This window comes from Flavobacterium sp. UW10123 (genome assembly GCF_040538975.1).
Taxonomy (GTDB): Bacteria; Bacteroidota; Bacteroidia; order Flavobacteriales; family Flavobacteriaceae; genus Flavobacterium.
The window spans coordinates 1-15,124 of record NZ_JBEWQE010000011.1 but is presented as its reverse complement, the minus strand read 5'-3'; the positions used below and the strand labels follow the sequence as shown (position 1 = coordinate 15,124).

At 34.0% G+C, this 15,124-nt stretch carries 14 protein-coding genes; 5 read left to right on the top strand and 9 right to left on the bottom strand.

The window, feature by feature from the left end; genetic code table 11:
* Positions 1-42 precede the first annotated feature (42 nt).
* Positions 43-1,302 carry a cysteate-C-fatty acyltransferase gene (gene capB, locus ABXT06_RS13790; protein ID WP_095929960.1) on the bottom strand — a complete coding sequence of 420 codons (1,260 nt, stop codon included), beginning with the start codon at positions 1,300-1,302 and terminating at the stop codon, positions 43-45.
* Between the two features lie 259 nt (positions 1,303-1,561).
* Between capB and nirK the strand changes: the two genes are divergently transcribed.
* Genes nirK through ABXT06_RS13775 form a run of 3 tightly spaced genes read left to right on the top strand, consistent with a single transcriptional unit; the run spans position 1,562 to position 4,414 of the window.
* Positions 1,562-3,007 carry a copper-containing nitrite reductase gene (nirK, locus tag ABXT06_RS13785; protein WP_502909041.1) on the top strand — a complete coding sequence of 482 codons (1,446 nt, stop codon included), beginning with the start codon at positions 1,562-1,564 and terminating at the stop codon, positions 3,005-3,007.
* Between the two features lie 16 nt (positions 3,008-3,023).
* Positions 3,024-3,800: a formylglycine-generating enzyme family protein gene (locus ABXT06_RS13780; protein WP_354591262.1), complete on the top strand. Its 777-nt coding sequence runs from the start codon at positions 3,024-3,026 to the stop codon at positions 3,798-3,800.
* A gap of 17 nt (positions 3,801-3,817) precedes the next feature.
* Entirely contained in the window at positions 3,818-4,414 is a 597-nt protein-coding gene (locus ABXT06_RS13775; RefSeq protein ID WP_354591261.1) for an SCO family protein, read from the top strand.
* A 318-nt stretch (positions 4,415-4,732) separates the two neighbouring features.
* On the opposite strand, the gene ABXT06_RS13770 is transcribed toward ABXT06_RS13775, so the two are convergent.
* The 5 genes from ABXT06_RS13770 to ABXT06_RS13750 all read right to left on the bottom strand — a co-directional run bounded on the left by ABXT06_RS13770 (position 4,733) and on the right by ABXT06_RS13750 (position 10,308).
* Positions 4,733-5,956, bottom strand: coding sequence for a hypothetical protein (locus tag ABXT06_RS13770; RefSeq protein ID WP_354591260.1), 1,224 nt, complete (start codon positions 5,954-5,956; stop codon positions 4,733-4,735).
* 269 nt (positions 5,957-6,225) lie between these two features.
* The gene (ric, locus tag ABXT06_RS13765; RefSeq protein ID WP_354591259.1) at positions 6,226-6,957 is read right to left on the bottom strand and encodes an iron-sulfur cluster repair di-iron protein; all 732 of its coding nucleotides are present in this window, start codon (positions 6,955-6,957) and stop codon (positions 6,226-6,228) included.
* An 11-nt stretch (positions 6,958-6,968) separates the two neighbouring features.
* Positions 6,969-9,218: a nitric-oxide reductase large subunit gene (locus ABXT06_RS13760; protein ID WP_354591258.1), complete on the bottom strand. Its 2,250-nt coding sequence runs from the start codon at positions 9,216-9,218 to the stop codon at positions 6,969-6,971.
* Positions 9,219-9,310: 92 nt separating this feature from the next.
* Entirely contained in the window at positions 9,311-9,838 is a 528-nt protein-coding gene (gene azu / locus ABXT06_RS13755) for an azurin (RefSeq protein ID WP_354591257.1), read from the bottom strand.
* Positions 9,839-9,858: 20 nt separating this feature from the next.
* Entirely contained in the window at positions 9,859-10,308 is a 450-nt protein-coding gene (locus ABXT06_RS13750) for an RrF2 family transcriptional regulator (protein ID WP_354591256.1), read from the bottom strand.
* A 200-nt stretch (positions 10,309-10,508) separates the two neighbouring features.
* On the opposite strand from ABXT06_RS13750, the gene ABXT06_RS13745 reads away from it, so the two are divergent.
* A complete protein-coding gene (locus ABXT06_RS13745) occupies positions 10,509-11,288 on the top strand; it encodes an NYN domain-containing protein (protein WP_354591255.1) in 780 nt (259 codons plus the stop codon).
* Between the two features lie 36 nt (positions 11,289-11,324).
* Positions 11,325-12,839, top strand: coding sequence for an FMN-binding glutamate synthase family protein (locus tag ABXT06_RS13740; RefSeq protein WP_354591254.1), 1,515 nt, complete (start codon positions 11,325-11,327; stop codon positions 12,837-12,839).
* A gap of 261 nt (positions 12,840-13,100) precedes the next feature.
* On the opposite strand, the gene ABXT06_RS13735 is transcribed toward ABXT06_RS13740, so the two are convergent.
* From ABXT06_RS13735 to ABXT06_RS13725, 3 genes are all read right to left on the bottom strand, one after another.
* Positions 13,101-13,532 (bottom strand): hypothetical protein, encoded by a 432-nt coding sequence (locus ABXT06_RS13735; protein ID WP_354591253.1) that lies wholly within the window; start codon positions 13,530-13,532, stop codon positions 13,101-13,103.
* A gap of 265 nt (positions 13,533-13,797) precedes the next feature.
* Positions 13,798-14,205, bottom strand: coding sequence for a hypothetical protein (locus tag ABXT06_RS13730; protein WP_354591252.1), 408 nt, complete (start codon positions 14,203-14,205; stop codon positions 13,798-13,800).
* A gap of 6 nt (positions 14,206-14,211) precedes the next feature.
* Positions 14,212-15,000: a glycoside hydrolase family 88 protein gene (locus ABXT06_RS13725; protein WP_354591251.1), complete on the bottom strand. Its 789-nt coding sequence runs from the start codon at positions 14,998-15,000 to the stop codon at positions 14,212-14,214.
* Between the last annotated feature and the right edge of the window lie 124 nt (positions 15,001-15,124).

The window sequence follows — 15,124 nt, the reverse complement described above, 5'->3', positions numbered from 1 at the left end:
TTACATAATTCCCATGTCCTGAGAATTTATTTTTTTAAGTCATTACGAAACGTCAACAGTTGTACGTTCTGCAATTTCTTTATAAGTTCCGTTAACTAATTTCTCACGGATTGCCTCGAAAGCTGTTAAAGTCTCTTCGATATCGGCTAATGTATGAGAAGCTGTCGGGATCATCCTTAATAAGATAATTCCTTTTGGAATAACTGGGTAAACCACAATAGAAAGGAAAATACCATAGTTTTCTCTTAAATCGTTAACCATAACCATCGCTTCAGGAATACTTCCTTCTAAGTAAACTGGTGTAATACAAGTATTTGTATCTCCAATATTAAATCCTTTTTCTTTAAGACCGCTTTGCAATGCATTTACGTTTTCCCAAAGTTTATCTTTAATTGCAGAAGATTTGCGTAACAATTCTAAACGTTTCAAAGATCCAATTGTCTGAATCATTGGCAATGCTTTAGCAAACATTTGAGAACGTAAGTTGTATTTTAAATAATCAATAACTGTTTTATCTGCCGCTACAAAAGCTCCGATATTAGCCATAGATTTTGCAAAAGTAGAGAAGTAAACATCAATCTGATCTTGAACTCCTTGCTCCTCACCTGCTCCAGCACCTGTTTTACCTAAAGTACCAAAACCGTGAGCATCATCTACTAATAATCTGAAATTGTATTTTTTCTTTAATTCAGCAATTTCTTTTAATTTTCCTTGCTGTCCGCGCATTCCAAAAACACCTTCAGTAATAAATAAAATACCTCCACCTGTTTCTTCTGCCATTTTAGTAGCACGCTGCAAGTTTTTCTCCATACTTTCCAAATCATTGTGTTTGTATGTGAAACGTTTACCCATGTGTAAACGAACACCATCAATGATACAAGCATGTGAATCTACGTCATAAACAATAATGTCATTTTTAGTAACCAAAGCGTCAATGATAGACACCATACCTTGGTAACCAAAATTTAATAAATAAGCAGATTCTTTCATTACGAATTCAGCCAATTCATTTTCTAATTGCTCATGGTACGTAGTGTGTCCAGACATCATACGAGCTCCCATCGGATAAGCTGCACCAAACTGAATTGCTGCATCTGTATCTGCTTGACGAACCTCTGGATGATTAGCTAAACCTAAATAATCATTTAAACTCCAATTTAAAATATTTTTTCCGTGAAATTGCATTCTAGGACCCAACTCTCCTTCTAACTTTGGGAAAACATAATAACCTTCTGCTTGAGAAGCCCATTTTCCTAAAGGTCCTTTATTGTCCTGAATTCTTTCGAATAAATCTTTTACCATAATATAATGTAGTAATATTTTTTTACTTAATCAGCGAGCAAAAATAATCATTATTAATTTAAAATGAAGAACCTCAATTATTTTTATTCAAAAATATTATGCTTACATAAAATAATAAGGTTTTACGTATATTTGTTTAATCCCAAAAAAGCCCTTAGCTCTGTAATTATGTAAAAACATGATTAATATCATAATAAAGGATAAAAAAGTCTTTTATTTTTGTTTAGAAGTTTAACGCAAAACAAAATCTAAATATATCATGAAAAGAACTAACAAAACCTGGATTAAAATGAGCTTTCTTACATGCTCATTATTTATGCTGCTGATTTTAGGCGGTTGCAAAAAAGAAGAAGCTAAAGATTACGCAGACATTATGACTGAAGGCGAAATGGATGCAGAACTTACATCTCCTCCGCACGTTCCGAAACCAGTTGGAAACAGAACAGCCATGAAACTAAAATTAAACATGGAAATCAAAGAACAAGAAGGTACAATGACTGATGGCGTAAAATATACGTATTGGACATTTGGAGGTTCTGTTCCGGGAAGTTTTATTAGAACTCGTGTTGGTGACGAAGTTGAATTTCATTTAAAAAACCATCCTGATAATAAACTTCCTCACAATATTGATTTACACGCCGTAACTGGCCCAGGTGGTGGAGCAACTTCTTCTCTTGTAGCGCCTGGACACGAAAAAGTATTTAGCTTTAAAGTAATCAATCCGGGATTGTATGTATATCACTGTGCAACAGCTCCTGTGGGAATGCACATTGCAAATGGTATGTACGGATTAATTTTGGTTGAACCAGAAGGCGGACTTCCTCCTGTTGATAAAGAATATTATGTAATGCAGGGTGATTTCTACACTCAAGGTGAATACGGCGCAAAAGGTCTTCAGCCGTTTGATATGAATAAAGCCGTAAAAGAAACTCCTGATTATGTTGTGTTTAATGGGAAAGTTGGTTCTTTAACCAATGGAAATGAATTGACAGCAAAAGTGGGAGAAACAGTTCGATTATTTGTTGGAAATGGTGGACCAAATCTAGTTTCTTCTTTTCACGTGATTGGAGAAATATTTGACAATGTGCATGTTGAAGGCGGAAGTACTGTAAATAAAAATGTTCAAACGACTTTAATTCCTGCTGGTGGTGCTGCAATTGTAGATTTTAAAGTTGAAACTCCAGGAACTTTTATTTTGGTTGATCACTCTATTTTTAGAGCATTTAATAAAGGCGCTTTAGGAATGCTAAAAGTTGAAGGAAAAGAAAACAAAAATATTTACTCTGGAACTATTCAGGAAGGAATTTATTTGCCTGAAGGTGGAACAATTCAGAAAATGCCGGGCGGAACGACTGCAAAAACAGCAGTTCCGAAACGAACAATTGCTGAGAAAATTAATATTGGTAAAGAGATTTTCGGAACAACTTGTTTTGCCTGCCACCAATCTGAAGGACAAGGAATTCCGAGTACTTTCCCTCCTTTGGCAAAATCAGATTATTTAAATGCCGATTCTAAACGTGCCATTAAAACAATTCTTCATGGTTTAACTGGTGAAGTAACGGTTAACGGAAAAAAATATAACAACGTAATGCCTGCTCAGAATTTATCTGACGATGAAATTGCAAATGTATTGACCTACATTTATAACAGTTGGGGCAACAATAAAACTGAAGTTACGCCAGAAATGGTAAAAGCATTAAGATAAACAGCAAACAATCAGCATGAAAAAATACATTTTCATACTAACTATCTTTTTCTCTGTGTTTAGTGTCATGAAAGCTCAGGAAAAAGGAATGGCTTTCATAAAAGAGGGATCTTATGTCCCTCTTTATGGAGCTGTTTCTCAAAAACCTGTTGCTGTAAAATCTTTTTATATAGACATTTATCCTGTGACAAATAGTGAGTTTTTAGAATTTGTCAAAAAGAATCCTTCTTATCAAAAATCAAAAATTAAAGGAATTTTTGCCGATAAAAGTTATCTCTCTTACTGGACAAATGATTTTGATTTTGGAAGTGCCAAGCCTAAATCACCCGTAACAAGCGTTTCTTGGTTTGCTGCTAAAAAATACTGCGAATGTCAAGGAAAACGTTTGGCAACAATGGACGAATGGGAATATGTGGCAATGGCAGACACCAAAAAAATTGATGCACGAACCAAAAAAGAATTCAACGAATACATTTTATCCTGGTACGAGAAATCTAAAACCTATGAAAATGAGATTGGAAAAACGTTCAAAAACTATTGGGGCGTTTATGATATGCACGGTTTAGTTTGGGAATGGACATCTGACTTTAACAGCATCTTTTTATCAGGAGAATCTAGAAAAGATAAAAGTACAGACAAAAATCTTTTCTGCGGAAGCGGATCAGTAAATGCTTCCGATTTAATGGATTATGCGGCTTTTATGCGCTACGCCTTTAGAGGAAGTTTAAAAGCGCAATATTCAACTCGAAATCTTGGCTTTAGGTGTGCCAGCACAACAAAACCGAAAATCTAATTTAAAATTAGTTTACAATGAAAAAAATAGCCATGGCTTTTCTTCTCCTATTCTCATTTTACAGCTGTAAAGAAGCAGATAAAAAAGAAGCTAAAGTAGAAACAAATAAAGAAATTAGTGATTTATCGATTTATAATCTGCCATCAAAATGGACAACGCAAGACGGAAAAGATATCGAATTGAAATCACTTCGAGGAAATGTTCTCGTAATGGTAATGATTTATACGAGCTGCAAAGCTGCATGCCCAAGATTAGTAGCCGATATGCGTGATATTGAATCAAAACTCGAGAAAAAAACAAAACAGCATGTAAAATTGATTTTGGTTAGTATTGATCCGAAAACAGATACCCCGCAAAGATTAAAATCGTTTGCAATTGAAAATAAAATGAATCAAGATCCTTGGATTTTCCTTCGTTCGTCTGAAGAAAATACAAGAGAGTTTGCGGCAGTTTTGGCTGTCAATTACAAACAAATTTCACCAATAGATTTTTCGCATTCTAATATTATTAGCGTTTTTAATCCAGAAGGAGAATTGGTTTTTCAGCAAGAAGGTTTAGGTGTAAATAATGAAAAAACAATCGAAACCATAAATCAAGAAGCAGCAAAAATATAGATATTTAAATAGGTTAATTAGTAAGAAACAAGAGCAGGTTTATGATAAAATCGGCTCTTGTTTTTTATTTATATAAGAAGCCAAGTTAAGCTTCGGGGAAGCGAAATATTTATAGAAAAATCTAAATCATCTACATAGAGAGCTCCAGCGGAGCGAAATATTTATCAGGTTAACAAATTATAATCCTAATATGATTGTATAAATATATCGCTCCGCTGGAGCTTTTTATCTTCGCCAAACGTTTTCTATAAATATTTCGCTTCTCCGAAGCTTTACAATATGTCATCCCTCTAATATAAAAATGCCGTCCGCAGGGACTTAACTACTATGACAATATGATTTTCGTTTAATTATTGAACTCATCATTAAAAATAATCCCAAAACCAAAAGAATACTCAATATCAAAATACTTTGAAAATATCCAGGAAGAGTTCCTTCTCCAAAAAAGAAAAACCAGCCTTGCAGAAACAATAAAACTTCGGTTGCAATATATCCTAAAATAAAACACTTCACTCCTATTTTCAATATTCGAGAGTGAACAGAAAGCATTTTATTCTGAAGTAAAATTCCAAATAAAAATCCTGTTATGATTCCCAAAGTGGTTAAATGGATAAAACCAATCACAAAATTTCTGATTTGATGCGAAACTTCAGCTAAGTTTGGAAAAAGAGTCAGTAATTGAATTCCGACTTTCAAAAACAAAGAACACAAAGCCAAACCGTAAACTATTTTAGTCGTTTTATTTAATGTGTTTTTGAAATCACTGATTTGCGGTTTCAGCATTTTATAGAAATAAATAAAAGCCATCAACTGAATTAAAACTCCCAAAACATTGATATAACTCAAAACATCATCTTCGACAAACCATCGCACAGGAAAACAAACGGTTAAAAGTGTAGAAACAATAATCAAAAAGTAAAACTTTTTAAACTTTACCTCATCAATTTTATTTTGAAATTGTTTTAAAAACAAAGCTAGAATTGCCAATATGAACCAGCCATTAAACTGAAAATGCAGAAAAAACTGAATCGCAATCTGATAAAAAGCACTTTGTTTTCCTAATGTGCTCACGGCTGGGCCAAGGCACCAAACGCCGAAAGTCGATAAAACCATAAATAAAATTGAAGTCAATAAAAGCCTTTGCGATGGCGATTTATCTTTTGAGCAATCTTTCCAAACCAAACGGCAAAAAACATAACTCAGCAAAATATGCATGGTCGAAAAAACAATCGAAAACAAAGCATATCCTTGAATCGGAAAAGCAATCATCATTCCGACAACCGAAAACTCCGTAAGCCAGAATAAACGGTTATAAATTGGTTTCTGACTTTTTTCTTTCGGAATAAAAAAATGGACAACTAAAACATAAACAATCAAATACACCCAGCCTAGCATGGCAACATGTGAATGCGCATGAAGCAGAAAACTATAGTTTAGAAAATCTAAAGGAAACAGATACATCAACCGCATTAACAATCCGAAAACACAGGCAATCAGAAAATTAAAAAAACAACAAAGTATCCAACTTTTTTGAGAATTCATTTTAGAAATATTTTTAAAACACATAGAGACATAGATTTTTTATTTTCTACACAATCTTGTCATCCTGACGAAGGAAGGATCACACTAGAAATTCCACAAAGTATTTCTTCAATCTTTGTCGATTTCCGAGTGTGATTTCTCGTTCCTCGAAATGACAAACTTTACCGTAAAGCTCAGCAGCTAAAATTGCATTTCTTGAAATAAAAAACACCGATAATTATCATGTTTAGATATTCTATCGGTGCTTTTTCCACTATTAAAATTAACCTTTATTCTACTTCTACAAAGTCTTTTTCTAAAGTCACAGCTTTTGGAAATAAAATATTGTTTTCCAAATGAATATGTTTGTGCAAATCTGCTTCAAACTCTTTCAGCATCGCAAAAGTCACTCTGTAAGTTGTACAGGCATCTGCTGGTGGAGTGTAATTATTGGTCAATTCGGCAATTTCTCTAAAGCGTTCCCCTTCATTGTCATGTTCGTGCATCATCATCGCAATCGGATTGGAAACGGTTCCGAAAGATGGCTGATGTAAAATTCCATCTGTATCTTTCGTTTTCACCATTCTTTTTACAAATGGAAATAAAACCAATTCTTCTTTTTTCATGTGTTGAGATAATTCTCCTGCACAGCCAATAAACAATTCATTAATCTTAAATAATTCTGGATGATTTGCTCCATGAACTTTACACAATTTATCTAAAAACGGAAGCAAAACGTTTGTTTTTTCTTCTACATAACGATGATGTGTTTTCTCAATATAATCTGCCAATAAATCCAATGGCCATGAATTAAAATCAATGCTTCCATTATTTTCTGATTGTACCACTTGCAGTACATTTTCTAATAAAGCATCTGCATCAATATTTTGTTTTTCGCATACTTCGGTTACTGTTCGGTTTCCTTTGCAGCAAAAATCTATTCTATATTTAGAGAATACGGCAGCTGTTCTAAAATCCTCAGCTACAAATGATCCTATAGTTTTGTTTTTTAAATTTTCCATGATAATCAATTTTAAATTTTGTGTTTAATTTTTTTGTTTTTTAACGTCAGCTCAAATACAAACCAAGCCATTGTAATAAATCCTATTCCGAAAATAGAATCTCCAATAGCACGAAGCCATTTTAAAGTAATCATTGTTGGCTGTTGCATTAATTCTGATGAACGAGCATACCACATTCCGTGATTGATACTTTCAATTGCCTGCCAAACGCCAATTGGCAATAAACTCAAGATTGCCATTAGGAACAATCCAATATTTAAAGACCAGAAAGTGATTTTAAGCAGTTTAGTGTTCCAGCTTACATTTCGATATAAACTTCTCAATACAAATAATACCAGACCAATTCCCAACATTCCGTAAACTCCAAATAAAGCCGTATGTCCGTGCAAAGGCGTTGTATTTAATCCCTGAACATAATACAATGCGATTGGCGGATTAATAATGAATCCGAAGATTCCGGCACCAAGGAAATTCCAGAAGGCAACAGAAATCATAAAATAAATTGGCCATTTATAGTCTGCGATCCATTGCGTTGATTTTGAGATTTTATAGTTTTGATACGCTTCAAATCCGATTAAAGTCAGCGGAACCACTTCTAAAGCACTGAATGTTGCCCCCAAAGCCATAATTGCAGTTGGTGTTCCTGAGAAATAAAGGTGATGGAATGTTCCTAAAATACCTCCAGACATGAAAATAATGGTTGCAAAAAGCACATTTAAAGTTGCTGTTTTAGTCTTTAATAATCCTAAACGAACAAACAAGAACGCAATTACAACTGTAGCAAATACTTCGAAGAAACCTTCAACCCAAAGGTGAACTACCCACCATCTCCAATATTCAGCAATTGCAAGATTGGTTTGTCTTCCCCACATTAATCCAGCTCCGTAAAACATGGCAATTGCAGTACAAGAAACTAAGAACAAAATGATTAGGTTTTTCTCTTCTGTTTTTTTCTTTAAAACCGGAAGCAACGGACGAATCATTAAAGCCAACCATAAAAACAATCCCACTAAAAGAAAAATCTGCCAGAAACGTCCTAAATCAACATATTCGTAACCTTGATGTCCAAACCAGAAATTTTGAACTAAATTTAATTTCTGCATTACTCCAAACCATTGTCCAGCCATTGAACCTAAAACAATAATCAACAAGGCAATAAAGAGAAAATTAATACCAAAACACTGAAATCTAGGATCTTTGCCAGAAACAGCTGGAGCAATATACAATCCAGTTGCCAACCAAGCTGTTGCAATCCAGAAAATTGCCAATTGTGTGTGCCATGTACGTGTTACGGCATAAGGCAGAATTTTATCAATTGGAATTCCGTACAAACCATGTCCTTCTACTCCATAATGCGCTGTGATGATTCCGAAAACCATTTGTAAAACCATAAGCAAACTCACAATCCAGAAATATTTGGTAACCAATCCCATAGATTTTGTTTTTCCCTGCTTAATAAGCGGATCTTCTTTTGGAAGCGGAAATTCTTCTTCTTCACCCGATTTTGCATGATAGAACACTAAGATTCCGACACTCAAAATCAATAAAATAATACTAACTCCAGACCAAGCTAAAAGTTCTGTTGTTGCAGTATTTCCAACCAATTCATCTGAAGGCCAATTGTGCGTATAAGAAATGTCTCCATCTGGACGATTGGTAACTGTTGCCCAAGTTGCCCAAAAGAAAAAGGCATTCATTTTATGCATTCTTTCTACATCTTTGATAGAATTTTTAGGAATGGCATATTCTTCTCTCAGTTTATCAAATTGCGGATCATTTGTAAAAAGACCTTTATAATATTCGCTTAAATGCTCAATTGCAGCCAAACGATTTTCAGAAATGGTAAGCACTCCTGTTGCTGCGTCATACCGATTGGTTCTTAAATCTTCCTGAAGACGAATCTTTAAAGCCGATTGTTTTTCGGCGTCTAATTCATCATATTTTTGATTAAAATCTTTCTTAGCATAAATATCCAAGATAAAAACGGCTTCCCTGTGCAGCCAATCTGCGGTCCAGTCTGGGGCCACATAAGCGCCGTGCCCCCAGATAGATCCCACTTCCTGGCCACCTATACTTTGCCAGATATTTTGCCCGTCTTTAATTTCGCTTTCGCTAAAAACAACTTTACCAGAATCGGTTACAATTTCTTTTGGGACTGGTGGTGCTTGCTGATAGATTTCGTAACCAAAATAGCCCAGCACTGCAAATGATATACTCATTACCAATGCAAAAACCAGCCATAATTTTTTTTCTCTTTTCATTCTTTTTTTATTCAATAAAAGATATTTTTGTCTTTTATTAGTTTTTAAAAAAACTCCAAAGCCCGTTACAGCATTTGGAGCTTTTTGATTATTTACTCAACAATTAATACGCCTTTCATCATGGCTACGTGACCAGGGAAAGAGCAAATAAATGGATATGATCCTTTTTTATCAATTGTAAACTCGATTGTATCTTCTTCTCCACCACCAATTAATTTAGTGTGTGCAATGATTGAAGCTTTTTCAGATTCTGGAATATAATCAGTTGCTTTCGCATCATTCGCTTTTAAAGCAAAAGCTGCTTGGTCTGTTCCTTCTTGCAAAATCACTAAATTGTGTCCCATTGCTTCTTTTGGAATTTTACCAACGTGTTTCAAAGTCAATTTGATTGGTTTTCCGGCAACAGCTTTCAATTCATTTACATTAAATTGCATTTGGTCATTTCCTTCAATAACTAAAACATTTTCCTCTGTGGCTGCAACTGCTGGAGCTTGTTCGCCTTCAGTAGACGTTTCAATTGTTTCTGTCGGTTCAGCTGGAGTTGTTTCTTTTTTACCGCAAGAAGTAACTGCTAAAAATCCCATTAGGATTAATACTGAAATTTTGGTTTTTGTATTCATTTTTAAGATATTTAATAATATTAATTGTTCGAATTTGTTGCCTTGAGAAAGAAATCTCCCGATTTGACATCAGAAGCTAACTGTTCTAAAGTTGTATTTTTAAGCATTTCTAACAGCAACCCTCTAATCTTCTTAAACTCATGGTGAACCGGGCAAGGATGTTCTTCTGAGCATTCCTTTAATCCAATTCCACAACCGCTGTATATTTTATTTCCGTCAATAGCATCCACAATCTGAATTAATTTTATTGTTTTTGATGCTTCTGGCGAAACTTCAAATCCGCCCCCTACTCCTTTTGCCGAATGAATTATGCCACTTTTGGTTAAAATCTGCATAATCTTGGCTGTAAATGGTTCTGGCGAATCAATTTCTTTAGCTACATCTTTTATTCCAACCCTAATTCCTTTAGACGATTTGGTTGCAATAAATATTGAAGCTCTTATTCCGTACTCACATGCTTTTGAAAACATACATCCTTTATTAATTCCATACAAATATAGAGAGGTTTTAAATAAAAGACAAATTTATCTTTAATTATTTTTTTAGCATTTAGATATTATTTATAATGAAACTAATTAGCGCTAGTAAAAACACATATTCATCATTCAATTCTTATAAAAACCAATTTTAATTTTAACTTTGAGAGTATTAAATTTTAAATATTTAACAAATGCCTTTAAGCAATTCAAAAGACTTAAAACTGGCAGTCCTTATTGATGCAGACAATGTGCCCTACAGCAATGTAAAAGGCATGATGGAAGAAATTGCAAAACTAGGAACGCCAACTACGAAAAGAATTTATGCCGATTGGACGAAACCGAATGCAAATGGCTGGAAAAGCGTTTTATTGGAACATGCCATTACTCCTATTCAACAATATAGTTACACGGTCGGGAAAAACTCATCAGATTCGGCTCTTATTATCGATGCAATGGATTTGCTTTACTCTGGAAAATTAGATGGTTTCTGCATTGTTTCTAGCGATAGCGATTTTACAAGACTTGCGGTTAGACTTCGCGAATCGGGAATGAAAGTAATTGGCATTGGAGAAAAGAAAACGCCAAACTCTTTTATTGTAGCCTGCGACCGTTTTATTTATATTGAAGTTTTGGATGGTGCAACTCAAAAGAAAAAACCAAAAGCTGTAGCCGCAGATACTAAAAAACCAGTTGAAAAACCTGCTGAAAAAGCACTTCATAAAATTGACAAACAAACCATTGAACTTATTGAATCTACCATTGAAGATATTGAAGATGATGATGGCTGGGCATTTCTAGGAGATGTCGGCAATTTAATCGTGAAGAAAAAACCTGAATTTGACCCTCGAAATTATGGTTATTCAAAACTGACTCCAATGCTTAAATCATTAACCGATATTCTGGAGATTGACGAGAGAGAGTCGGATAAAAAAGGAATCAAGCACGTTTATGTACGCTTAAGATTCAACTAATTATCGCATTTATTACCTATTTAATTTTTTAAAAACATGAGAAAGAAATTCTTTATTTACGGATTCTTATTGTTTCTAATTGTTGCAGCAATTTACTATTACACAGGACGAGGTTATTTACTCGTTATTATTATCCCAATTTTGCTAATTGTGGGTATTTACAACGCATCTCAAGAAAAACATGCTATTTTAAGGAACTTTCCTGTTCTGGGCTATTTCAGATATTTATTTGAAATGATTGCGCCTGAGATTCAGCAGTATTTTATTGAAAGATCTACAGACGGAAAACCTTTTTCAAGAAACCAACGTTCTTTAGTATACCAAAGAGCCAAAAATATTGATTCGAGCACTCCGTTTGGAACGCAATTAAACTTAAATACAGAAAATTACGAAGGAATTAAACATTCTATTTTCCCTGCAAAAGTAAACGAAGAACTGCCTCGTGTGCTCGTTGGCGGAAAAGATTGCAAACAGCCTTATTCTGCTTCTTTATTTAATGTTTCGGCAATGAGTTTTGGTTCATTGAGCGAACATGCAGTTCGCGCCATTAATATTGGAGCAAAAAAAGGTAATTTTTATCAAAACACAGGAGAAGGCGGATTAACTGAATTTCATCTTGAAGGCGGTGGAGACATTACGTGGCAAATTGGAACAGGGTATTTTGGATGCCGCGATGCCGAAGGAAATTTCAGTCCTGAAAACTTCAAAGAAAAAGCCAATCTTCCAAATGTAAAAATGATCGAGATTAAACTTTCTCAAGGTGCAAAACCAGGTCATGGAGGTGTTCTTCCAGCTCGAAAAAACACGGAACAGATTGCTAAAATTAGAGGTGTTGTGCCTCATACAATGATTCTTTCTCCTCCAGGCCATCATGCTTTTTCTGATTCCAAAGGGTTAATTCAGTTCATAAAACAATTGCGTGATTTATCTAACGGAAAACCAATTGGTTTTAAATTATGTATTGGAAATACCGCTGAGTTTGAAGCTATCTGTCAAGAAATGATTAACGATGATACTTACCCAGATTTTATTACCGTTGACGGCGCCGAAGGAGGAACAGGGGCTGCTCCGCTTGAATTTGCAGATGGTGTCGGAATGCCTTTTGAACCGGCATTAATTTTCGTAAACAAAACTTTAGTACGTTTAGGTATTCGCGATAAAATGCGCATTATCGGAAGTGGAAAAATTATTTCTGGTTATTCTATTCTGCATGCAATTGCTTTGGGTGCCGATATGTGCAACAGCGCAAGAGGATTTATGTTTTCTTTAGGCTGTATTCAGGCTTTACGCTGCCATAATAACGAATGTCCAACGGGAGTAGCAACGCAAAACAAAATGCTTATGAAAGGTTTAGTTGTGACGGATAAATCAGAAAGAGTGTTTCACTTTCATAAAAACACACTTCATTCTGCAAATGAACTTTTGGCTGCAGCCGGAAAAACATCTTTTGCAGATGTTGATATCAATATTTTTATGCGCGGAGATGAGTTTACCAACTTATCAGAACTCTATTTCCCAGATAATCTTAAAAACGTTACTCAATTCTCATAAACAAAAAGCCTCTTCAAAATTGAAGAGGCTTTTTGTTTATTTGAAATAAGGCAATCAAATAATCGAAATTCATTCCGTAGGAATGTCTCATTGGTAGAATTAAATTTGAGTTATTTTTACGCGTACGTTCCGTAGGAACGTTTGATTAACAATACATATATTCAACATAAAAAACAGGTGTCCCTACAGGACACAATGCAAAACAATACCTTTTTTCTACCGATGAGATATTCCTAACGGAATATTAAGAATTGTTTATGTCTATAATTTTGCCGTTTCTTTTCCTGCTTTTGCAGTTCCTTCTAAAACTGCTAACTCATCTTGATCTACTAATTCTTGAGCCAAAATAGCATTATTATAGGCTAAGAAATACACATCAAACTTTACTCCTTCTGCAATAAGAGAAGACGAAATCTGATCGTTTTTAATCATCTCTTTTAATAAGTCTGGGAAAGATTCTTTGTAGGCTAATTTGTTTGCATCGTTTTCTTCTAAATTAGTTTCAATTCTAATTTCGATTTTATTGTCATTTAGAAAAGCTTTTGCCGATGTACTCGTAATTCCGCTACCTTTTATCGAGACAGAATTATTGTAATTACTTACATGTTCCTGTATTTTCTGCTTGGTATTTTTACAGCTTACTAAAAATAATGCAAAAGCAAACGCAAATGCGATTTGGGTAATTTTTTTCATAAATTTTTGGTTTAATAGTTATTTTTTAACTCAAACATAATTAATTTATAACTTAAAACCAACATTCAATTACAAAAAACAAGGCTCCAATTCTTTGAAAACAAACCGGTTAGAATCTTAAAACAATATAATTTGTAAGAATAAAATATTTCTTTTACACTTAACTTTTAACTGCAAATACAAAAAAGTCTCTTTAAATAAACTTTAAAGAGACTTTTAATATGTAAGAATTAAAATAATTTGTTTTCTGCAAAAACTCAATCTTTTATTTCAAAAAATCTTTAAGAGATTCACCTGTTAAGGTTTCCTTATCTAAAACGGTATTATCGTCTGCCAGAAAATAAACATCAAACTTTACCCCTTCTTCAATTAATTGCCTCGGAATCTCGTCTTTGCCAATCATTGTTTTTATCAATTTTGGAAAAGAAATAACAGCTGCCGATTTGTTAGCTTCATTTTGCTCTAAATCAGTTTCAAATCGCAATTCAATTTTATCGTCATTAATATAACCTCTTGCCGTGGTAAGTGTTACATTATCGGCTCTAAAGCTTGGCGCAATGTTTTTGTTGTATGTAACAACATACTCTTGAAGTTTTTGTTTGGTATTTTTACAGCTTACAAGTGTTACTACCATCACTATTACAAAGGCAACTTGGCTTATTTTCTTTAGCATAATATTCTATTTTAGTTTTTGAAGTCTTAATAATGCCTCAAGATAGTAATAATCTGCGTAATTTATAGAACAATCTATTTCACTATTTGCTGGTTTATGTCCTGTTGAATGCAATAAAAATGCTGAATTCACATCGTGGCTTTGATAATTATCTGAAAGCGAAACGATCATCTTCTTCGCTTTTGTCAAATATTCAGCTTTTAAATTCTTGTCTTTTGTGTAAGAACTTAATTCTAAAAGTGCAGAAGATACAATCGCAGCAGCCGAAGCGTCTCTTGGTTCGTTAGGAATGTTTGGCGCATTAAAATCCCAATACGGAATTAAATCTTCTGTCGTTAATTTATCCAAGTAAACACGCACTAATTTATGGGCAAAATCTAAAAACTTAGTGTCTTTTGTTTCCCTGTAAGTCATAGTAAAACCATAAATAGCCCATGCTTGGCCGCGCGCCCACATACTATCATCACTATATCCTTGAGCTGTTCTTCCTTTTATTTTTTTACCCGTTTCAAAATCATAGATTATAACATGATAAGAAGTATTATCTGGTCTAAAATGATTTGCCATTGTAGTTTCGGCATGTTTTACAGCGATATCATATAACTTTTTATTTCCACCATTTTTTGAAGCCCAAAACAAAAGCTCCAAATTCATCATATTATCAATAATGGTATTGTGACCGCCCATTTTATTATGAGGCCAAGATTGGATTGTTCCCACTTTTGGGTTAAAAAGCGTTGCTAATGTATCGGCTGTTTTTAGAATAATTTCTTTGTATTCTGGATTTTTGGTCAATCTGTATCCGTTTCCGAAACTATTAAAAATTTGCGCTTCGATAATTTTTTGTTAAAGATATAAAAATGTTTAATTCGCAAAAAAGTTCTTTACCTTAGTTGACAAATTTTGCACTATTTGTGAC

Excerpts from the sequence above, each read along its gene's own strand:
- ABXT06_RS13780 (WP_354591262.1), top strand. The coding sequence starts at position 3,024 with ATGAAAAAATACATTTTCATACTAACTATCTTTTTCTCTGTGTTTAGT.
- capB (WP_095929960.1), bottom strand. The coding sequence starts at position 1,302 with ATGGTAAAAGATTTATTCGAAAGAATTCAGGACAATAAAGGACCTTTA.
- ABXT06_RS13775 (WP_354591261.1), top strand. The coding sequence starts at position 3,818 with ATGAAAAAAATAGCCATGGCTTTTCTTCTCCTATTCTCATTTTACAGC.
- ABXT06_RS13735 (WP_354591253.1), bottom strand. The coding sequence starts at position 13,532 with ATGAAAAAAATTACCCAAATCGCATTTGCGTTTGCTTTTGCATTATTT.
- ABXT06_RS13745 (WP_354591255.1), top strand. The coding sequence starts at position 10,509 with ATGCCTTTAAGCAATTCAAAAGACTTAAAACTGGCAGTCCTTATTGAT.
- ABXT06_RS13750 (WP_354591256.1), bottom strand. The coding sequence starts at position 10,308 with ATGTTTTCAAAAGCATGTGAGTACGGAATAAGAGCTTCAATATTTATT.
- nirK (WP_502909041.1), top strand. The coding sequence starts at position 1,562 with ATGAAAAGAACTAACAAAACCTGGATTAAAATGAGCTTTCTTACATGC.
- azu (WP_354591257.1), bottom strand. The coding sequence starts at position 9,838 with ATGAATACAAAAACCAAAATTTCAGTATTAATCCTAATGGGATTTTTA.
- ABXT06_RS13740 (WP_354591254.1), top strand. The coding sequence starts at position 11,325 with ATGAGAAAGAAATTCTTTATTTACGGATTCTTATTGTTTCTAATTGTT.
- ABXT06_RS13760 (WP_354591258.1), bottom strand. The coding sequence starts at position 9,218 with ATGAAAAGAGAAAAAAAATTATGGCTGGTTTTTGCATTGGTAATGAGT.
- ABXT06_RS13730 (WP_354591252.1), bottom strand. The coding sequence starts at position 14,205 with ATGCTAAAGAAAATAAGCCAAGTTGCCTTTGTAATAGTGATGGTAGTA.
- ric (WP_354591259.1), bottom strand. The coding sequence starts at position 6,957 with ATGGAAAATTTAAAAAACAAAACTATAGGATCATTTGTAGCTGAGGAT.
- ABXT06_RS13770 (WP_354591260.1), bottom strand. The coding sequence starts at position 5,956 with ATGAATTCTCAAAAAAGTTGGATACTTTGTTGTTTTTTTAATTTTCTG.